Source organism: Aeribacillus sp. FSL K6-8210, from assembly GCF_037963925.1.
GTDB lineage: Bacteria > Bacillota > Bacilli > Bacillales > Aeribacillaceae > Aeribacillus > Aeribacillus composti.
The window spans coordinates 2,734,284-2,755,185 of the sequence record NZ_CP150172.1 but is presented as its reverse complement, the minus strand read 5'-3'; the positions used below and the strand labels follow the sequence as shown (position 1 = coordinate 2,755,185).

The window sequence follows — 20,902 nt, the reverse complement described above, 5'->3', positions numbered from 1 at the left end:
CGTTTTTCAGCAAATAGGGTGGAACCGCGGGTCATCCCGTCCCTATGCAACTTTGTTGCATTAGGGACGGTTTTTATTTTGTTCGAACATAACTTAATTGTGGAGGTGCATGATGAATGAACATTCAAGAAATGATTTTGACGCTGCAAAAGCATTGGGCCGATCATGGATGTATTTTGATGCAGGCATATGATGTAGAAAAAGGTGCCGGAACCATGAGCCCATACACATTTCTTCGCTCCATCGGGCCAGAACCGTGGAATGTTGCTTACGTGGAGCCGTCAAGAAGACCTGCTGACGGAAGGTATGGGGAAAATCCGAACCGCCTTTATCAACACCATCAATTCCAAGTCATTATGAAGCCGTCTCCGAAAAACATACAAGAAATTTATTTAGATTCATTAAAGGCTCTTGGAATTGATCCGCTTGAACATGACATCCGCTTTGTGGAAGATAACTGGGAAAATCCTTCTCTCGGCTGCGCAGGGCTTGGCTGGGAAGTTTGGCTTGACGGAATGGAAATTACTCAATTCACGTATTTTCAGCAGGTCGGAGGACTGGAATGCAAACCGATTTCTGTTGAAATTACTTATGGAATAGAGCGTTTGGCGTCTTATATTCAAGAAAAAGAAAATGTATTTGACCTTGAATGGACAAACGGATTTACATACCGGGACATTTTTTATCAGCCTGAATATGAGCATTCCAAGTATACGTTCGAAACATCCGATACAAACATGCTATTTGAACTGTTTAATACGTATGAAAAAGAAGCGCACAGACAGATGGAATTAGGTCTCGTTCATCCAGCGTACGACTACGTTTTAAAATGCTCGCACACATTTAATTTGCTTGACGCAAAAGGAGCTATTTCTGTTACAGAACGAACCGGATATATTGGCAGAGTGAGAAAGCTGGCAAGAAAAGTTGCCAAAACGTTTTATGAAGAACGGGAAAAACTCGGTTTTCCAATGCTGAAAAACAAGGGGGCCGAAAATCATGAATAAACGGGATTTACTTATCGAAATCGGGCTTGAAGAAATGCCTGCCGGCGTCATCCTGTCTTCGATTGATCAGCTGGCTGACAAAGTAGGAGCTTGGCTGGATGAACATCGCATTTCTTACGCCAAAATAAAAAAATATTCAACTCCTAGACGTCTTGCCGTCCTTGTAGAGGATGTAAATGAAAAACAGGAAGATTTGCTTGGCGAAGCAAAAGGACCGGCAAAAAAGATTGCGGTTGATGAGAATGGAAATTGGACAAAAGCAGCGTTAGGCTTTGCACGGAGCCAAGGAGCTTCCACAAACGACATATCCTTTAAAGAAGTAAACGGTGTTGAGTACGCTTTTGTTCAAACATTTCAAAAAGGGAAAGAAACGAAAGAACTGCTCCCAGGGTTAGAAGAGATTATTCAAACCATCCATTTTCCGAAAAATATGCGTTGGGGAAATTGGAATCTTCGCTATATCCGTCCGATACAATGGTTAGTTGTCTTATTTGGACAAGACATCATTCCGTTTTCCATTACCGATGTTCCGACAGGAAATGTTACGTATGGCCATCGCTTTTTAGGAACGAAAGCGGAAATTTCCACTCCACGCGATTATGAAAATACTTTGTTGAACCAGTTTGTTGTCGCCGATTATGAAAAACGAAAACAAATGATCATTCAACAGCTGGAGGAACTGGAAAGAAAGGAAAACTGGATCATCCCTGTTGATGAAGATTTGCTCGAGGAAGTTACAAACTTGGTGGAATATCCGACCGCCCTGTACGGTTCATTCGAAGACCGGTTTTTAACATTGCCTGAAGAAGTGTTAGTGACGACGATGAAGGAGCATCAGCGATATTTTCCTGTCAAAAATAAAGATGGAAAGCTGCTTCCGTTTTTTGTTACCGTAAAAAACGGGAATGATCAAAACATTGAAACGATTGCCAAGGGGAATGAAAAGGTCCTTCGGGCAAGACTTTCCGATGCAAATTTCTTTTACGAAGAAGACAAAAAGCTTGCCATCGATACCGCACTGGAGAAGCTTGAAAAAATTGTTTTTCATGAAGAACTGGGCTCCATCGGTGACAAGGTTCGCCGAATTGTAAAATTATCAGAAAAGCTTAGCGAAAAGCTTGAATGCTCCAATGAGGAGAAAGCTTATATTAAACGGACTGCTTCCATTTGCAAATTTGACATTGTTACGCAAATGGTTTATGAATTTCCTGAGCTTCAAGGAATTATGGGAGAAAAATACGCTCTTTTAAAGGGTGAACAGGAAGAGGTTGCAAAAGGAATAAATGAGCATTATATGCCGCGGCATGCTTCCGACAAGACGCCTGAAACGTTGAGCGGAGCCATTGTAGGGCTTGCGGACAAGCTGGATACAATTGCAGGATTTTTTTCGATCGGTTTGATTCCAACTGGCTCACAAGATCCGTATGCATTAAGAAGACAAGCAAGCGGCATTGTTCAAATTCTTCGAGCAAAACAATGGCGGCTTGAATTGGAGGAATTGTTCGACCTTGCTATAAATGTATATGGTTTAGAAAATAAAGACAATTTGAGAAAAGAATTGCTGTCGTTCTTCCAAATGAGAGTCAAATTTGCGCTTCATGAAGAAAATGTCCGCCATGATATAATTGAATCGGTATTACAATCCAATTACCATGAAGTTAATGCATATTTTGAGCGGGCTGCCGTTCTGTCAGAAGAAAGCCAAAAGGGTGACTTTAAAGAAGTAATTGAATCGCTGTCTCGTGTTGTCAACATCTCGTCTAAGGGCCAAGAGGGCAATATTAAAGAAGAGCTGTTCGAGAAGGAAGAAGAAAAAACATTGTATCAAGCGTATTTACGGCTTGAAGAAAATTTTGTAAAATTGCAAAAAGAGGGTAATTTTAAAGAAGCATTTTTGGAAATGAAAGCTTTAAAGCCGGTGATTGATCGTTATTTTGATAATATTATGGTAATGGCAGAGGATGAATCGGTTAAACAAAACAGGCTGTCCCAAATGGTACAATTAACAAAGATAATCACATCTTTTGCCAAAGTGAATGAAATTATCGTAAAATAAATGCAAATAGACGATTATCCCGAGGATAATCGTCTTTCCTTGTGCGCCCGGCATGGGTGTAATCTATAGGGTGAAAGTCCCGAGCTGCGAAGGCAGAAGTAGCAGTTAGCTTAACGCAAGGGTGTCCGTGGTGACGCGGAATCTGAAGGAAGCGAGCGGCAAACTTCCGGTCTGAGGAACACGAACTTCATATGAGGCTAGGTATCACTGGGTGAGTTTGCAAGACAAAACAAAGCCCTTTCTGCCGAAGGTGATACAGAGTAAATGAAGCAGATGGATGGAAGGAAAGATTACACTCTTACCCGGGGAGGTCTGGCTGGCACGCCAAGTAACCTTGGTAACCTATCTAGTGATAGATAGCTGAACAGTCAGAAGTCAGCAGAGGTCATAGTATTAGTTGGTCTAGAACAACTAAGAAGGACCGAACAATTAAGAGAGAATAGCCCTTGGCATTCAGTGAGTCATGATGAACACAGAAAACGTAGTACCTCACTTGAGGGAGGAAGCGGTGAATCCCGTGGGAGATCTCTTGGAGGGTGGAGTGACCACTGGCATAAAGAGAACAGCTATTCACGGAAGTTATAAAGACTTGCGTCAATTATCTTAATTGAACCGCCGTATACGGAACCGTACGTACGGTGGTGTGAGAGGACGGGAGTTAATCGCTCCCTCCTACTCGATTCGCCGTAATGAGCAATAGAAAACCTTTTCAAAATATTGAAATCATATATAATATTTTTATAATGCAGCCTCTTTTTCAAGGTGGTGAGGACAATAGAGCTTAATAAACGGCAAGAACAAATATTGCAAATCGTTAAGGAGCATGGGCCAATTACAGGTGAACATATTGCAGATCGTTTAAACTTGACAAGAGCTACGCTAAGACCTGATTTAGCAATTTTAACAATGGCTGGATACCTTGACGCAAGGCCGCGAGTCGGCTATTTTTATACAGGGAAATCAGGCGCCAATTTGCTTGTAGAGAAATTAAAAAAGCTCCAAGTAAAAGATTTTCAGTCGATCCCAGTCGTTGTCAACGATAATGTTTCTGTTTATGATGCAATTTGTACAATGTTTTTGGAAGATGTCGGGACATTATTTGTGGTAGATAATCAATCGTTGCTAGTGGGAGTGCTGTCGAGAAAAGATCTTCTCCGGGCAAGCATCGGCAAACAGGAATTAACCCAAATCCCCGTCAATATTATTATGACTAGAATGCCAAATATAACCGTATGCAAAAAGGAAGATCTTATTATTGATGTAGCAAGGATTTTAATTGAAAAGCAAATCGATGCACTGCCCGTAGTAAAAGAAGTGGACGGCGGTTTTGAAGTGATTGGAAGGATTACGAAAACAAACATTACAAAAATATTGGTAAGATTAGTTGATGACGATATTATGTAAGAATGGGGGATCCGAATGAATAATCGTACGATCTATATTGTTTCAGATTCAGTCGGGGAAACAGCAGATCTCGTTGTAAAAGCAGCTATCAGTCAATTTAACGGCTCTCAATATGAAACGAATGTGAAAAGGGTGCCTTATGTGGAGGATGCAAATACAATCAAAGAAGTTGTCGCATTGGCGAAAATGGATAATGCGATCATTTGCTTCACAATCGTTGTCCCCGAACTCAGGAATCTTCTTATTCAAGAAGCGGAAAAAGAAGGTGTGATCTACCACGATATCATTGGTCCTTTAATTGATAAAATGGAAACGTCATATGGAATTAAAGCGAAATATGAGCCCGGAAGAGTTCGGAAGCTTGATGAAGACTATTTCAAAAAAGTAGAAGCAATTGAGTTTGCTGTTAAATATGATGACGGCCGCGATCCGAGAGGAATTTTGAAAGCCGATATTGTTTTGATCGGTGTATCGCGCACTTCCAAAACGCCTTTATCGCAATATTTGGCGCTAAAACGATTAAAAGTAGCTAATGTTCCTATTGTTCCAGAAGTAGAACCCCCTGAAGAACTTTTTAAAGTTTCCAAAGAGAAATGCGTCGGTCTAAAAATCAGTCCGGAAAAGCTGAATTATATCCGAAAGGAAAGATTAAAGCAGCTCGGGCTTAATGATCAGGCTATATATGCCAATATAGACAGAATTAAAGAAGAATTAGCTTATTTTGAAAAAATTGTTCAAAAAATCGGCTGTCCAGTTATAGATGTATCGAACAAAGCAGTTGAAGAAACAGCCAATCATATCCAAAATTTATTCTTAAAAAAATAACATGTGATAAAACCTGCTTATTCCGATCTTAAGAATATAGTAGGTTTTTTTCATGGTGAAAGATAAAATGATGGAATAATGCAGTGTATTGTATTATAATAAAAAATTGTGATAAAATTACGCTTTTTAGGTTTAGACTAAAAAAAATACGAATAAACTATTTACAGGAAGATGTCAAGGGGGTTGGAGAAAGAAAATTCGACAAATCACTTTTTGTAAAAAGTTTAAATTGCTGGCAGGATTCTTTGAGGTGATGAAGAATAGAGAAATATGATGGAAAAAATATCACTATTTTTGTCGATGCTGATGCATGCCCCGTCAAAGAAGAAATTGCATCAGTCGCAAAAAAATATAAAGTCCCGGTTTGTTTCATTGCATCATATGCTCATGTAGGTAAAAAGGATGACGGGAATAGCTGGGTATTTGTCGATCAAGAAAAGGAATCTGTCGACTTATACATTTTTAACAACTCAAAAAAACATGACATCATCATTACACAAGATATCGGACTAGCCGGTATGCTGCTTAAGAAATGCACACATGTTCTCTCTCCAAGAGGAATGCTGTTTACAGAAGATACAATCGACTCTGTTCTCCATCTCCGGTATATTTCGGCAAGGGAAAGAAGAAACGGCAATTATATCAAAGGGCCAAAAAAATTCCAAGATAAAGATCGTCATCATTTTATCACAGCACTTGAAAAAATATTGTCGAATTATGCAGGAAATTTTAAAATTCATATTGAATAAATTTTAAGGCACGGAGTTGTTCATATGGGGAAAATGCTTCCCGAGGAATTTATAGAAAAAGTGCAACATGCTGTTGATATAGTAGATGTTGTGAGTGAATATGTTCAATTAAAGAAGCAGGGTCGAAACTTTTTTGGACTATGTCCTTTTCACGGCGAAAATACACCTTCATTTTCTGTTTCACCTGAAAAACAAATTTTCCACTGCTTTGGCTGCGGTTCTGGCGGAAATGTTTTTACCTTTCTCATGCAAATTGAAGGATGCAGCTTTACAGAAGCTGTACAAATGACAGCAAAAAAAGCTGGTTTGGACATTCCAGGGGGCTCGGCACTTTCTCAAGAGTCGACATACCCAAACAACAGCGAAGCAGAGAAAATGATAAAAGTGCATGAACTGCTGAAAAAAATGTATCATCATTTATTACTAAATACAAAAGAAGGGCAAAACGCGTTAAATTATTTGCTTCATCGGGGTTTTACGAAAGAATTAATCGATCAATTTGAGATTGGCTACGCTTTAGATTCTTGGGACTTTTCTTTAAAATATTTGCTGAAAAAAGGTTTTGAACTTCCGTTGTTGGAAAAAACAGGGTTAATTATCCGAAGCGAATCTAACGGTTCTTTTTTTGATCGGTTTCGCAATCGGATCATGTTTCCGGTTAAAGATGCACAAGGCCGTACAGTCGCTTTTTCCGGAAGGTCGCTAGGAAACAAACAGCCAAAATATTTAAACAGCCCTGAGACAAAAATATTTAACAAAGGACGGATTCTTTATAATTTCCACCAAGCAAGACCTTTCATTAGACGAAAACAGGAAGCGGTGTTGTTTGAAGGGTTTGCGGATGTTATATCGTCCGTTCACGCAGGAATCGAGCATAGTGTAGCAACAATGGGAACAGCGCTGACGGAAGAACAGGTCAAGCTCTTAGCCAGAAGCGGAGGAACAGTTGTCATTTGCTACGATTCCGATTCCGCTGGAATTGAAGCTGCCTTCAGAGCTTCTAAATTGCTTGTTGAAGCAGGATGTAATGTAAGGATTGCTAAAATGCCTGAAGGGTTAGACCCTGATGACTACATTCGGACATACGGAAAGGAAAAATTCAAAAACGATGTAATAGGGGCAAGTCTCTCATTAATGGCATTTAAGATGGAATATTTTCGAAAGGGGAAAAATCTCCAGGATGAAGGGGATCGAGCGAGATACATTCAAGAAGTGCTTAACGAATTAAGCGGCCTTCCGAGCGGGATCGAACAAGAGCTGTATATCACGCAGCTTTCTGAAGAATTTTCCGTATCAAAAGAAACGTTAATGGCAGAGCTTCGGAATATAAATAAGCGGAAAAGAAGAAGACCTGAAAAGACGAGCCTCAAGACTGATGCATTACAACGGAATGCACTGATGCCTGCTTATCAAAAGGCAGAACGCCTTCTAATTGCTCATATGTTGAAAAGCAGGGAAGTGGCAGAAAAGGTTCTTCATGCGATTGGTGGAAATTTTAACGTGGAGGAGCATCGGGCTATTTCATCCTATTTATACGCTTATTATGAGGAAGGGAACGATCCAGACATAAGCCACTTTTTGACAAAGCTCAAAGATCCTTCATTAAGCCGAATTGTATCGGAAATTGCCATGATGACAATTGGCGAACAATTGACTGAGCAAGAGCTTCAAGACTATGTAAAACATATCTTGAACCATCAAAAAATGCTCATCCTAAAGGAAAAGGAAGCTGAGAAGAAAGAGGCTGAAAAACGAAAAGATTATGTAAAAGCTGCCGAAATTGCAATGGAAGTAATTCAGCTGAAAAAAAGATTAATGTGAAAGCTTGTATAACTCTGGAAGGAGGGGATCCAATGGCTGAAAAACAAGCCCATTCAAAAGATTTAGAAGCTGATGGAACTGTTGAGGAAGTGAAAAATCAGCTTATTCAATTAGGAAAGAAACGCGGAGTATTAACATATGAAGAAATTGCTGAGAAAATGGCAAATTTCGATATTGATTCAGATCAAATGGATGAGTTTTATGAATACGTTAATGAGCAAGGAATCGAATTAATTAGCGAAAACGAAGATGTTGATTCCAATTTGCCGGATTTAGACAAAGAAGATGAAGAAGAATTTGATCTAAATGATCTTAGTGTACCGCCGGGTGTGAAAATAAATGATCCGGTTCGAATGTATTTAAAAGAAATCGGCCGGGTTGATCTCTTATCGGCTGATGAAGAAATCGAACTTGCCAAGCGTATTGAACAAGGGGACGAAGAAGCGAAAAGAAGGCTTGCAGAAGCCAACCTGCGCCTAGTCGTCAGCATTGCAAAACGCTACGTCGGCCGCGGAATGCTCTTCCTCGATCTCATACAGGAAGGCAACATGGGGCTGATGAAAGCTGTTGAAAAATTTGATTATCGAAAAGGATACAAATTCAGCACATATGCAACATGGTGGATTCGCCAGGCAATTACACGGGCAATTGCAGATCAGGCGAGAACGATCCGCATCCCTGTCCATATGGTTGAGACAATCAATAAGTTAATTCGAGTCCAACGTCAATTGCTTCAAGATTTGGGTCGTGAACCGACACCAGAAGAGATCGCTGAAGATATGGATTTGACTCCTGAAAAAGTTAGAGAAATCTTAAAAATTGCCCAAGAACCTGTATCATTAGAAACGCCGATTGGCGAAGAAGACGATTCGCACTTAGGTGATTTTATTGAAGACCAAGAGGCTACTTCTCCATCAGAGCATGCTGCATATGAATTATTAAAGGAGCAGCTTGAAGATGTTCTCGATACCCTTACAGACAGGGAAGAAAACGTTCTGCGCCTTCGTTTTGGACTGGACGATGGAAGAACTCGGACTCTGGAAGAAGTAGGAAAAGTTTTCGGTGTCACTCGAGAACGCATTCGGCAAATTGAAGCGAAGGCTCTGCGAAAATTGCGCCATCCAAGCCGAAGCAAGCGGCTGAAAGACTTTTTGGAATAAAAATAAAAATGTCTTTTTCTTTCCTTGGGCAGACTTATTCGTCTGCCTTCCCTTCAATATATGTAAACGCTAACAACAATAACTATTTGTACTATATTTTACTGAATCTTCTTTCATTTTGCAAATGACATTTGTTGAAAAAACATAAGATCTTTTTAAATTGTTTTTTTGTCTAATTCGTGAACATCACAAGGAACTTATATAGAAAGACTTTTCCTTCAAAGAAAATTCAAGTACAATAGAGATTGTTTAGGTTAGTTTCAGCTCGTCCATGTTGAGCGAAAAAAGCAAATGTACGGTTATACATAAGGGAGGTTACAAAATGAATCGTAATCCGCTTATTCCATTTGCATTAATCATTGTGTTTGGAATTGGACTAATGGTTGCATTTTCTTTCATCGGACTGGATAATATGAAAGAGATGGCTGAAGAAAAAGAGGGGGGCGGACAAAAAACGGAAGACGTCGCTAATGCAAAGCCGGAGGATATATTCAAGCAAAGCTGTGCAAGCTGCCACGGTCAAAACTTTGAAGGCGGAGCAGGTCCTTCATTAAAAGGTGTTGGCGACAAATTGTCTGTTGATGAAATTAAAGAAACAATTAAAAACGGCCGCGGTGCGATGCCTGGCGGGCTAGTACCTGAAGAAAAGCTTGATGAAATGGCCGAATGGGTTTCTAAAATTAAATAATAAAAAACATATTGGTTGAAAAGTCTTCCTTTTGGGGGACTTTTTTCGTATTTTCATGTTTACCAAATTGGAATAAAGGGTGAAATAAATTGAACAGTGTCCAACTTTCAAAAAGACTGTCGGCTGTGGCAGAATTTGTTCCGAATAATCAGGTGACAGCAGATATTGGATCAGATCATGCATATTTGCCATGTTATTTAGTGCTTGCCAAAAAAACAGTGAAAGCGATTGCCGGTGAAATCAATGAAGGCCCTTTTCAAGCGGCAAAAAAACAAGTGGAAAAAAACGGGCTCCAGCATGTAATTTCCGTTCGGAAAGGGGACGGATTGTCCGTATTACAAAAGGATGAGGCAACATGCATCACGATCGCTGGCATGGGCGGCTCGCTTATTAAAACGATTTTGGAGGAAGGAAAAGAGAAGCTCGGGAAGGTTGAACGGCTTGTACTTCAGCCGAATATTCATGCAATTGAAGTTCGAAAATGGCTGATTGACAATGGTTGGGAGCTCGAAGGAGAAACAATTCTAGAAGAGAGCGGAAAAATATATGAGGTGCTGTCCGCTAAGCGTGGAAATGCAATGAAACCGTACGAAGATTTGCCATTTGAAGCAGCTTTGTTAATGGGTCCATTTTTGTTAAAAGAAAAGAACAACGTTTTTTTTAAAAAATGGAAACACGAGCTTTCTCATCGGAAGGACATTCTACGGCAGCTGGAGCAATCCAACGGAAATGAACAGCTTATGCAAAAAAAAGAAGAAATAAAAAAGGTGATCGAGATCATTGAGGAGGTCATAAAATAAATGAAGAAAATCGCTAACGGCCAACATATTATTCAATTATTTGAACGGTTTTCTCCAAAGCATTATGCATTGGAAGGAGACAAGATCGGGCTGCAAATCGGCACATTAAACAAGCCTGTCCGAAAAATTATGGTCGCTCTGGATGTTTTGGAGGAAGTCGTTGATGAAGCAATCAATCAAAAGGTTGATTTAATTATCGCTCATCATCCTCCCATTTTTCATCCTTTAAAGCATATTAGAACAGATGATCCGGCAGGGCGTATTATAGAAAAATGCATCAAGCATGAAATTGCCGTTTATGCAGCCCATACAAATTTGGATGTGGCTCCAGGCGGAGTGAGTGATCTTTTGGCCGACCGCTTACAACTGGTGAATCAAAAAATACTTGTCCCAACTTATCAAGACCCATTAAAAAAGCTTGCTGTATTTGTACCAAAAGACTATGAGGGGGACGTTCGGGAGGCGCTTGGCAAAGCGGGTGCTGGATTTATCGGCAACTACAGTTATTGCACTTTTTCCTCGGCAGGAATAGGAACATTTTTACCTTTGGAAAATGCAAATCCCTTTATCGGAGATACTGGAAAGCTTGAAATGGTTGAAGAAGTCAAAATTGAAACGATCTTCCCGCAGTCAATCCAAAAGAAAGTCATTCAAGCGATGTTGAAGGCTCATCCTTATGAAGAAGTTGCTTATGACATCTATTCATTAGAAAACGAAGGGAAACAGCTTGGATTAGGGAAAATTGGAGAGCTTGAAAAAGAAATGACATTGAAGGAATTTGCAGAGCATGTTAAGAAAGCTTTAGAAGTGGAAAAAGTAAGAGTAGTAGGGGATTTACAGGCAACTATAAAAAAAGTAGCCGTTTTAGGCGGAGACGGAAATAAATACATTTATCAGGCAAAAATGAGAGGCGCAGATGTTTATGTAACTGGTGATGTATATTACCACACAGCTCACGATGCTATGATGCTCGGCTTACATGTAGTTGATCCAGGTCACAACATTGAAAAGGTGATGAAAGAGGGAGTGGCGGAAAAACTAACAAAGCTGTGTGCTGAAGAAAATCTGGAAGTAGAAATTATTCCTTCCCGCGTCCATACAGATCCGTTCAAGTTTCTATAATTAAAAGGGGGATCAGTTCTTTTTAGTGGACCGATCCCCTTTAATCATTAAAAAGGTTTTGTCTATGATTTTTTGACTTTTACCTTTGGCAATATTTTTTCAAGAGGGACATTTGAAGTTAAATCCCATGTTTCTGGATTTTCTGGATCATAATTCTCCAAAAATCGAATGACCTCTTTGACAATCGGCGTTGGGGTTGATGCACCGGCTGTAACGGCAACTTTTTTAACGTCTTTAAGCCATTCCAGTTTGATTTCACTTACATTCGCCACGCGATAAGCTTTCGTGCCCGCAATCTCTTCAGATACTTGCGCAAGCCGGTTTGAATTGTTGCTGCGCGGATCGCCGACGACAATGGTTAAATCAGCTTCTTTTGCCTGTTCGGCCACAGCTTCCTGGCGAACTTGTGTTGCGAGGCAAATTTCTTTATGAAACTCGACATGCGGATATTTTTCCTTCACTTTTTCCATTATATCAGCTACGTCCCATTGGCTCATTGTTGTTTGGTTCGTAACAATGATTTTGTCGTTGGAAATATCGAGCTCTTCAACATCGTTGACAGTCTCGACTAAATGAACGATATCCGGCGCTACACCTACTGCTCCTTCCGGTTCCGGATGCCCTTTTTTTCCAATATAAATGACGTCATACCCTTCTTCTTTTTTTTGCTTAATAAGTTCATGAGTTTTTGTGACGTCAGGGCATGTAGCATCGATCGTGACAAGCCCTTTTTCCTTCGCTATTTTGCGCACTTCTGGCGAAACGCCGTGAGCAGTGAAAATAACGGTTCCTTTATCGACTTTTTTCAAAATCTCAAGTCGATTTTTTCCGTCTAACGTAATAATCCCTTCTTTTTCAAAGGCATCTGTTACATGTTTATTATGAACGATCATTCCTAAAATATAGATCGGTCTAGGCAGTGATTTATCCATTGCTGCATTTTTGGCTATCACCATTGCATCAACAACACCATAGCAGTATCCTCGAGGGGAAATTTTAATAACCTCCATGTTTTTTCCTCCTGATATTTAGTAAAGGAAAATAAAAAAGCCGTCAAGCGGCTTGACTATCTAACATCATTATACCTAACATGGAGGAAGAAAACAAAACACAATTAAATATAAAGCTTAGGTTTTGATTCGCCCGACGTATTTTCATCTGAAGGGCTGTCATCGGCTGTCTGTTCCTTCAATCTTTTAGATGACGAATTTTCTTTTATATCATCTTCTTCGCTACTGTCTGTATCAGCATTTTTCAATTCTCTATAAATTTTGAACATTGCCGGGAGATTACGAATCAGAGGACCGTATTGCTGAACCATCGGTGTGACTTGCTGAGCGACACCGAGAACTTTTTGGACATTCGTCAACATGTTTGAAAGATTGGCAGGGTTTGTTAAACTTTGAACAGCACCGCTTGACGGTATACTTCCTGCATGCATTGTGCTCGATGGAAGAAAACGCGAAAAAAGCGATTGTAATCCTCCCCTAGGCGGAACCGGCCATTGCTGAACAGGTGGCTGCCCCCAAAAAGGATGGTAGCCTCCGCCAAAAAAAGGGCGGATCAATGGCTGCTGCCGGAAGGGAGGAAAAGCTCGATAAGGATGCATAAACTTTTCCCCTTTCTTTTGCTGTTTTACCTACATTAAACTATGCGGCGTTTTAGGAAAATGTTTTATTAAAATTGGAGTTTTTCCATTATATTGTTTATAATCAAAAAATGGGTTGATTGATTATGAAGGAGTTGTTTTGCAATGGCAGCTGACTTTAAAGATTTTCCATTTCAAGATTTTATTATAGATGCCGTTCAGTCGTTAGGTTTTAAAGAACCGACTGAAATTCAAGCACAAATGATCCCAATCATATTAAGAGGAGCAAGTGCCATCGGCCAATCACAAACAGGTACAGGCAAAACACATGCTTATTTGCTACCGTTAATCAACAGTATTTGCGGAGAGGAAAAGCGTGTTCAAGTTGTTGTTTTAGCACCGACGAGAGAGCTCGCGACTCAAATTTACGAAGAAGCGTTAAAAATCATAAAATTCGCCCCGCCGGAAAAAGAATTACATGCAAAACTTTTTATTGGCGGTACAGATAAAATGCGGGCGATCGAAAAGCTAAAAACTCAGCCCCATCTTGTGATCGGAACACCTGGCAGAATTCTTGATCTTGTCAAGGAAGGGGCGCTAGATTTATATTCGACCAAAAGCATAGTTGTGGATGAAGCCGATTTAATGCTTGATTTAGGCTTTATTTATGAGGTCGACCAAATAGCTAGCCGCATGAAAAAAGAACTGCAAATGCTTGTGTTTTCTGCCACCATTCCTGAAAAATTAAAGCCTTTTTTAAAAAAATATATGGAAAATCCTGAGTATGTTCATGTATCTCCAAAACAAGTACATGCCAAAAACATCACGCATGTTCTTGTTCCGCTGCGGCATCGAAACAAAATAGATCTTTTATACAATATGGTAGTTTCCTTAAACCCTTATTTAGCGTTAATTTTTGTGAATACAAAAGCGAATGCCCAAGATGTGGCATACGGTCTTGCCGAAAAGGGATTAAAGGTTGGGCAAATCCACGGCGGTCTTACCCCGCGTGAACGGAAAAAAGAAATGCGTCAAATAAAGGATCTTGCCTATCAAGTTGTAGTAGCAACTGATTTAGCTGCAAGAGGAATTGATATTGAAGGTGTTTCCCATGTAATCAATGCCGAGCTGCCGACTGATTTAGATTTTTATATTCACCGAACCGGAAGAACGGCTCGGGCTGGCTTTTCAGGATTTGCCTATACAATCTATGAAGACGATAACGAACAAATGCTGCAAAAGCTTGAAAAAATGGGGATAATCTTTGAAAATCGAGATATTGAAAACGGAATATGGAAAGCGCTCGATGACCGAAATCGCAGACAAAAAAGAAAAAAACAACCAATGGAAACAAACGCGATTATCGGAATCATCAAAAAGCCAAAATCGGTAAAACCAGGATACAAAAAAAAGATGAAAGAACAAATTGAAAAGCTAAAGAAAAAGCAAGCAAGAAAAAATAAATAAAAGGTTGTAAGGAGAGGAAAAACATGTTAAAAATTGGCTCGCATGTATCGATGAGCGGCAAGAAAATGTTGCTTGCGGCAAGTGAAGAGGCAGTTTCATACGGCGCTAATACGTTTATGATTTATACAGGAGCCCCGCAAAACACGAGAAGAAAAAAAATTGAAGATTTAAATATCGAAGCAGGTTTGGCGCATATGAAAGAGCATGGCATCGAAGAAATTGTCGTTCACGCACCATATATTATTAACATTGGCAATACAACAAATTTAGCGACCTTCCAGCTTGGCGTTGATTTTTTAAAATCGGAAATTGAACGCACGGAAGCAATCGGTGCAAAACAAATCGTGCTCCATCCGGGAGCTCACGTTGGAGCCGGTGCAGAAGCCGGAATCAAAAAAATTATTGAAGGTTTAAATGAAGTGCTGGAGAGGGGGCAAAAAGTGCAAATCGCCCTTGAAACGATGGCCGGCAAAGGTTCAGAATGCGGAAGAACGTTTGAGGAGCTTGCGATGATCATTGATGGTGTTACCTACAATGAACATTTGTCCGTTTGTTTCGACACTTGCCATACTCATGATGCCGGTTATGATATTGTCAATGATTTTGATGGGGTTTTAAATCAATTTGATAAAATCATCGGCATCGACCGTTTAAAAGTTGTTCATATAAACGACAGCAAAAATCCGCGCGGGGCCCAAAAAGACCGTCATGAAAATATCGGATTCGGCCACATAGGATTTAAAGCAATCAATTATATCGTCCACCATCCGCAATTAAAAGACTTGCCAAAAATTTTAGAAACTCCGTATGTCGGTGACGACAAAAAAAATAAAAAGCCGCCTTATAAATTTGAAATTGACATGCTGAAGAATAAGACGTTTGATGAAAATGTTTTGGAAAAAATAGCGAATCAATAAAAAAGAACAAGCTCCCTTTTTTAGGGAACTTGCCTTTTTTATTTCCAATTGCCATTGAAGAATTGCAAAAATAATTGATTTGCTTTTTTGGCTGTTTCCGGCGAAGTGATTTTGGCAATTTGTTTTAACAAAGCAATTCTTTCTTCTTCATGAAACACGTTGATTTTTTTTCCCTGTACGAGTTGAAGCAGCTGTTTTGCTTCGTTAATCGAAATGGATATATCATATTGCTTTGCATATGACACAAGTTCTTCAGGTTTTAAACTGTTAATTTTTTGTTGAATAATTTTTTCAAATAAAATCAAAGATCTCGCCTCCCCTCTTATTCGTATGAACAGAGGGGAAGATAGTTGCCTTTTTTTAAAAAAAATGGGTGGAGAAAATGACATAAATATCGTCTCAGCAAAATTTTTATAATACAATATGATTAAAAAAAAAACTAGGAGGACGAGATGAGTAAAAAACATCATAAAAAAGAAAGCTTAAGACACATCATTTATCGATTGTTAATGATTGTGATCGGAGCTGTTCTGGCAGCCGTAAGCATCGAGCTGTTTTTAGTCCCAAATCATATGATTGATGGCGGTATCATCGGCATTTCGCTTATTTTAGACCACATATTTTCGAATCATATTAAAATCATCAATTTCGCTACATTAGTTATTGTGTTAAACCTTCCTTTTATGTATTCCGGTTATAAGCAGATTGGGAAGACATTTATGTTTTCGTCCATATTTGGCATCATTTGTTTGGCCATTGCGGAAAGGCTGGCCCATGATTTTGAGGCCTTTACTACAGAGCCTTTGCTAGCCACTGTATTTGGTGGTTTTTTGCTCGGTGCAGGAGTGGGACTTGTCATCCGACACGGAGGATCTCTGGACGGGACAGAAATTTTAGGAATTCTTTTAACGAAAAAAATTCCCTTTTCCGTTGGTGAAATCGTGATGTTTTTGAATATTTTCATTTTTGGAAGCGCTGCGTTTGTCTTCGGGATAGAACAAGCCATGTATTCCATCTTTACATATTATATTGCCTTTAAAACAATTGATGCGGTTGTTCAAGGTCTTGATGAAACAAAGGCCGCCATCATTATATCTGATCATTACGATGAAGTGTCTGATGCTATATTGTCACGCTTAGGACGCGGAACGACAAAATTAAAGGGAAAAGGCGGATACACGGATACGGAAAAAGACGTCATTTATGCAGTTGTTACAAGGCTTGAAGTGGCAAAATTAAAATCGATTGTACATGAGATTGACCCGAACGCGTTTATTACCATTATGAATACACAAGAAACGAAGGGCGGAAAATTTAAATCTGCCATCCATTAATCAACACATTGAAGTAGAGGGAGAACACATTTTTCTTTACAAATGTGCTCTTCTCCTGTATACTTTAATGATAAAAATAAATCGTAATGATTCCTAATTAAATAGGTGAGAAGCATGGGGGAAAAAATAGTAGAAGTAAAGAACCTTTTTTTTCAATATGAGAGAAAATATGTGCTCGAAAATATCAATATTTCCATTGAAAAAGGAGCATTTTTAGGTTTAGTTGGGCCGAACGGCTCCGGAAAATCGACATTATTGAAATGTCTGCTTGGGCTTTTAAAGCCTCAGAAAGGGACGATTCATTTATTTGGTGAAGATATTCATCAATTTAACGATTGGCATAAAATTGGCTACGTTTCTCAAAAGGCAAACAGCTTTAACTCTTCGTTCCCAGCTACTGTTTTTGAAGTAGTAGCGAGCGGCTTGACTCCCAAACTCGGTTTGTTTAAAAAAATGAAAAAAGCTGATCGGGAAAAGGTAATGGAAGCGATCCGGGCAGTTGGAATGGAAAAGGCAGTTCACCAAAATATCGGTGAGCTTTCAGGAGGACAGCAGCAAAGGGTATTTATTGCTCGCGCACTTGTCAGTGAACCTAAATTATTGATTTTAGATGAACCAACTGTAGGTGTAGATAGTCAGACAGTCAATCATTTTTATCAGCTTTTGCATCATTTGAATAAAGAATTGGAAATCACATTAATACTTGTTACCCATGATATTGGAGCTATTACAGATAAAGTTACGCATGTTGCTTGCTTGAACAAACAACTTTATTTCCATGGAAATAAAGACGAATTTGAACGCCTGAAAGAAACGGAATTGACCTCATTGTACGGGCATCCAGTTCAGTTAATAACGCATGATCATGAGTAGATGGAGGAAATGAAGATGTTTAGCAGTATTTTACAATTTGAGTTTTTGCAAAATGCATTTCTTTCAGGTATTTTAATCGGTTTTATCGCACCTCTTTTAGGTGTTTTTGTGGTGGTCAGACGATTATCACTAATTGCAGATGCACTGAGTCATGTGACCTTGGCTGGAATTGCGGGCGGTCTTTTTTTATCTTCAAAAATATCCTTCTTTTCTTCATTGAATCCAATTTATGTAGGAATGGGTTTTTCTGTTTTAGGCTCACTTGTGATTGAAAAGCTGCGAGCTTTTTATAAATTTTATGCGGAATTGGCCATTCCGATAATCATGTCGGCTGGGATCGGTTTTAGCGTTGTATTTATCTCTTTAGCAGATGGGTTTAATACAGATCTTTTTAATTACTTATTTGGAAGTGTTAGTGCGGTTTCCAGGACGGATTTATATATTATTACTGGTGTTGCAGCATTGGTTATTTTATTGATCGTATTGTTTTATAAAGAATTGTTTTTACTGTCGTTTGATGAAGAATATGCATCTGCTTTAGGGCTGCCGGCAAAAGGCTTGCATCTTTTGTTTATTTTAACAGTTGCCCTAGTGATAAGCGTTTCCATGAGAGTTGTTGGAATTTTGTTAGTTTCCTCGCTTATGACCCTTCCTGTTGCTGCAAGTATTAGAATAGCAACCGGTTTTAAAAAGACAATTTTTCTTTCCGTTATAATAGGAGAAGCTTCCGTTTTAATCGGTTTAGTATTATCTTATTATTTAGATATTGCTCCGGGAGGAACAATTGTCATTTTAGAGGTATTGGCTTTGATTTTTTCCATTATTTTGTCAAAAGCTAGGAGGGGCAAAATATGAATGTCGAACAAGCTTTACAATATTTAAAAGAAAAGGGATATAAATATACATCCAAAAGGAAAGAAATGCTTCAACTAATTGCCGATTCTGATAAATATTTGACAGCTAAAGATGTTTTGGAAAAAATGAATAAGCGCTATCCCGGTTTAAGTTTTGATACGATTTATCGGAATTTATCATTGTTTGCAGAGTTGGGTATATTGGAAACGACAGAGCTTTCAGGTGAAAAGCACTTTCGCTTTCATTGTGACTTAGGACATCATCACCACCATTTTATTTGTATGGAATGCGGAAAAACGAAAGAGATCGAATCATGCCCAATGAATACGATAGAGGAGTATTTGGACGGATATAAAATTAATGGACATAAATTTGAAATTTATGGGTTATGCCCGAATTGCCATGAACGAACCTTGTGAAATTTGATCACAAGGTTTGTTTTTTTATGGGAATTCGTGATAAGAAGGGATGAACTCGAGTTTTGTCATTTCTTAAAAAAAGAATAAAATTTCACAAATAGTAAAAAAATAAAGGATCAACATATTGCTTCCCGTCCTCTGATCCAACATTAGATCCTATTTGAAAACATTTCCATAATAATGGGAATTGATTTGCTTATACTATAAATGCTCCTATCTTTTGAAAGCGAGGGATATGGCAATGGCAAACAAAAATTTCCCACATGCCGGCAAATCAACTGAAATAAATGCCATTCAGGAAAACCGAAATTTTGAAAACCGGAATAATGAAAACCGAGATTATCTAGAAGAAACCGCAGCAGAAGCTGGAGCAGTTGAATCTAGAAATACAAATGAAACATATAATTATAATAATGACGCCGATGAAGCTGGCGGCCGCAATTTAGGATGGCTGGCGCTGGCACTATCGATTATTTCTTTATTTGTTTTGCCCGTTTTATTAGGAGCATCGGGTATCATTATAGGGTTTATCGCCCGTCGGCGCGGTGCGGAAAATCTGGGAGCATGGGCGATCGGAATAGGTATCGTTTCCTTGCTGCTTGGAATTTTCGTATTACCGTTTTTTTAACAAAAACAAAAAGCTTGGGGCATCTGCTCCAAGCTTTAAACTTTTTCCTTTTCTTGTTTTTTGAAATATTCTTCAGCGATTAAATCCACTTCTTTTTTTAATTCTTCGACCATTGTTTCTTCCGGAACTTTCCGAACAATTTTTCCTTTTCTAAAAAGCAATCCTTCGCCTCGTGCACCAGCAATTCCAATATCGGCTTCTCTCGCTTCGCCTGGACCGTTTACTGCGCATCCTAAAACAGCTACTTTGATTGGCGCACGAATTTTTGAAATATATTCTTCGACTTCATTCGCGATTTTAATGAGATCTATTTCAATTCTTCCGCATGTAGGGCATGAAATAAGTGTTGCTGCATTGGCAGCCAGGCCGAATGATTTCAGCAATTCCCGGGCAACCTTCACCTCTTCGACGGGATCAGCGCTTAATGATATACGCAAAGTATTGCCGATGCCTTTGCTTAAAATGGCTCCAAGGCCGGCAGCGCTTTTGATTGTCCCCGCAAACAAAGTGCCAGATTCGGTAATCCCTAAATGGAGAGGATAATCAAACGCCTTTGCAGCTTTTTCATATGCTTCGATTGAAAGCCGTACATCAGACGCTTTTAAAGAAACGATAATATCGTGAAAATCAAGATCCTCTAAAATTTTTATGTGATGCAATGCACTTTCAACCATTCCGTCAGCAGTAGGATAGCCGTACTTTTCTAAAATCCTTTTTTCAAGTGAACCGGCGTTTACTCCAATTCTGATTGGAATGTTTCTTTCTTTCGCAGCCTTCACAACGGCTTCTACTTTTTCCCTTCGCCCGATGTTCCCCGGGTTAATCCGTATTTTATCTGCTCCGCCTTCAATCGCTTTTAAAGCGAGCCGGTAATCGAAATGTATATCGACAACTAGAGGAATGTTAATGCGTTTTTTGATTTCTGGAATTGCATTTGCAGCCCGTTCATCAGGACAAGCAACACGAACGATTTGACAACCTGCTTCTTCCAGTCTGTGAATTTCTTTTACTGTGGCTTCAACATCATGCGTTTTCGTTGTGGTCATGCTTTGAATGACTACTTCATTATTTCCGCCAATTTGGATGTTGCCTACTTTGACTGGACGTGTTTTCGTACGATGTGTGATTTCGCCCACGTTTATCGCTCCTTAAATATAAATACGTTTGATGGAACATTTGCCATCCTATG

At 39.2% G+C, this 20,902-nt stretch carries 20 protein-coding genes, 1 pseudogene and 1 other annotated feature (1 of these 22 running past the window's edge); of the genes and pseudogenes, 17 read left to right on the top strand and 4 right to left on the bottom strand.

Going from position 1 to position 20,902, the window contains the following annotated elements:
* Nucleotides 1-47 (top strand) — a binding site (T-box leader) (it extends 127 nt beyond the left edge of the window).
* Between the two features lie 69 nt (nt 48-116).
* From glyQ to NSQ41_RS13295, 10 genes are all read left to right on the top strand, one after another.
* On the top strand, nt 117-1,007 hold the full coding sequence (gene glyQ / locus NSQ41_RS13340; protein WP_063388048.1) for a glycine--tRNA ligase subunit alpha: 891 nt from the start codon (nt 117-119) through the stop codon (nt 1,005-1,007).
* Nucleotides 1,000-3,063: a glycine--tRNA ligase subunit beta gene (gene glyS / locus NSQ41_RS13335; protein WP_063388049.1), complete on the top strand. Its 2,064-nt coding sequence runs from the start codon at nt 1,000-1,002 to the stop codon at nt 3,061-3,063. The genes glyQ and glyS overlap by 8 nt, the downstream gene beginning before the upstream one ends.
* 765 nt (nt 3,064-3,828) lie before the next feature.
* Entirely contained in the window at nt 3,829-4,467 is a 639-nt protein-coding gene (locus NSQ41_RS13330) for a helix-turn-helix transcriptional regulator (RefSeq protein WP_327863385.1), read from the top strand.
* 15 nt (nt 4,468-4,482) lie between these two features.
* Nucleotides 4,483-5,292 (top strand): pyruvate, water dikinase regulatory protein, encoded by an 810-nt coding sequence (locus NSQ41_RS13325; RefSeq protein ID WP_063388051.1) that lies wholly within the window; start codon nt 4,483-4,485, stop codon nt 5,290-5,292.
* 260 nt (nt 5,293-5,552) lie between these two features.
* A complete protein-coding gene (locus NSQ41_RS13320; protein WP_063388052.1) occupies nt 5,553-6,041 on the top strand; it encodes a YaiI/YqxD family protein in 489 nt (162 codons plus the stop codon).
* Nucleotides 6,042-6,065: 24 nt separating this feature from the next.
* Nucleotides 6,066-7,862: a DNA primase gene (dnaG, locus tag NSQ41_RS13315; protein WP_339210126.1), complete on the top strand. Its 1,797-nt coding sequence runs from the start codon at nt 6,066-6,068 to the stop codon at nt 7,860-7,862.
* Nucleotides 7,863-7,894: 32 nt separating this feature from the next.
* Nucleotides 7,895-9,022: an RNA polymerase sigma factor RpoD gene (gene rpoD / locus NSQ41_RS13310; protein ID WP_063388054.1), complete on the top strand. Its 1,128-nt coding sequence runs from the start codon at nt 7,895-7,897 to the stop codon at nt 9,020-9,022.
* A 322-nt stretch (nt 9,023-9,344) separates the two neighbouring features.
* On the top strand, nt 9,345-9,710 hold the full coding sequence (gene cccA / locus NSQ41_RS13305; RefSeq protein ID WP_063388055.1) for a cytochrome c550: 366 nt from the start codon (nt 9,345-9,347) through the stop codon (nt 9,708-9,710).
* An 89-nt stretch (nt 9,711-9,799) separates the two neighbouring features.
* Nucleotides 9,800-10,510, top strand: a complete 711-nt coding sequence (locus NSQ41_RS13300; RefSeq protein WP_327873393.1) for a tRNA (adenine(22)-N(1))-methyltransferase TrmK — start codon at nt 9,800-9,802, stop codon at nt 10,508-10,510.
* A complete protein-coding gene (locus tag NSQ41_RS13295) occupies nt 10,511-11,632 on the top strand; it encodes a Nif3-like dinuclear metal center hexameric protein (protein ID WP_339210124.1) in 1,122 nt (373 codons plus the stop codon).
* 62 nt (nt 11,633-11,694) lie between these two features.
* Here the strand turns inward: NSQ41_RS13295 and NSQ41_RS13290 are convergent, their stop codons facing one another.
* Nucleotides 11,695-12,642: a 4-hydroxy-3-methylbut-2-enyl diphosphate reductase gene (locus NSQ41_RS13290; RefSeq protein WP_130156326.1), complete on the bottom strand. Its 948-nt coding sequence runs from the start codon at nt 12,640-12,642 to the stop codon at nt 11,695-11,697.
* A gap of 104 nt (nt 12,643-12,746) precedes the next feature.
* A pseudogene (gene vrrA, locus NSQ41_RS13285) lies at nt 12,747-13,118 on the bottom strand (VrrA/YqfQ family protein); the annotation flags it as partial.
* Nucleotides 13,119-13,385: 267 nt separating this feature from the next.
* Here vrrA and NSQ41_RS13280 point away from each other — a divergent pair.
* The gene (locus NSQ41_RS13280) at nt 13,386-14,687 is read left to right on the top strand and encodes a DEAD/DEAH box helicase (protein WP_144596775.1); all 1,302 of its coding nucleotides are present in this window, start codon (nt 13,386-13,388) and stop codon (nt 14,685-14,687) included.
* 23 nt (nt 14,688-14,710) lie between these two features.
* Nucleotides 14,711-15,604 (top strand): deoxyribonuclease IV, encoded by an 894-nt coding sequence (locus NSQ41_RS13275; RefSeq protein WP_066247561.1) that lies wholly within the window; start codon nt 14,711-14,713, stop codon nt 15,602-15,604.
* A 38-nt stretch (nt 15,605-15,642) separates the two neighbouring features.
* Here NSQ41_RS13275 and NSQ41_RS13270 read toward each other — a convergent pair whose 3' ends face one another.
* The gene (locus NSQ41_RS13270) at nt 15,643-15,909 is read right to left on the bottom strand and encodes a DUF2624 domain-containing protein (protein ID WP_063388062.1); all 267 of its coding nucleotides are present in this window, start codon (nt 15,907-15,909) and stop codon (nt 15,643-15,645) included.
* Between the two features lie 147 nt (nt 15,910-16,056).
* Between NSQ41_RS13270 and NSQ41_RS13265 the strand changes: the two genes are divergently transcribed.
* The 5 genes from NSQ41_RS13265 (at nt 16,057) to NSQ41_RS13245 (ending at nt 19,713) form a co-directional block, all read left to right on the top strand.
* Nucleotides 16,057-16,938, top strand: a complete 882-nt coding sequence (locus tag NSQ41_RS13265; RefSeq protein ID WP_063388063.1) for a YitT family protein — start codon at nt 16,057-16,059, stop codon at nt 16,936-16,938.
* A gap of 114 nt (nt 16,939-17,052) precedes the next feature.
* The gene (locus NSQ41_RS13260) at nt 17,053-17,811 is read left to right on the top strand and encodes a metal ABC transporter ATP-binding protein (protein WP_066247563.1); all 759 of its coding nucleotides are present in this window, start codon (nt 17,053-17,055) and stop codon (nt 17,809-17,811) included.
* A 15-nt stretch (nt 17,812-17,826) separates the two neighbouring features.
* Complete coding sequence (locus tag NSQ41_RS13255; RefSeq protein ID WP_063388065.1) at nt 17,827-18,666, top strand: metal ABC transporter permease; 840 nt, start codon at nt 17,827-17,829, stop codon at nt 18,664-18,666.
* Nucleotides 18,663-19,085 (top strand): Fur family transcriptional regulator, encoded by a 423-nt coding sequence (locus NSQ41_RS13250; RefSeq protein ID WP_339210120.1) that lies wholly within the window; start codon nt 18,663-18,665, stop codon nt 19,083-19,085. The genes NSQ41_RS13255 and NSQ41_RS13250 overlap by 4 nt, the downstream gene beginning before the upstream one ends.
* 241 nt (nt 19,086-19,326) lie before the next feature.
* A complete protein-coding gene (locus tag NSQ41_RS13245; protein WP_063388067.1) occupies nt 19,327-19,713 on the top strand; it encodes a hypothetical protein in 387 nt (128 codons plus the stop codon).
* A gap of 35 nt (nt 19,714-19,748) precedes the next feature.
* On the opposite strand, the gene ispG is transcribed toward NSQ41_RS13245, so the two are convergent.
* A complete protein-coding gene (gene ispG, locus NSQ41_RS13240) occupies nt 19,749-20,855 on the bottom strand; it encodes a flavodoxin-dependent (E)-4-hydroxy-3-methylbut-2-enyl-diphosphate synthase (RefSeq protein WP_094246222.1) in 1,107 nt (368 codons plus the stop codon).
* Nucleotides 20,856-20,902 lie beyond the last annotated feature (47 nt).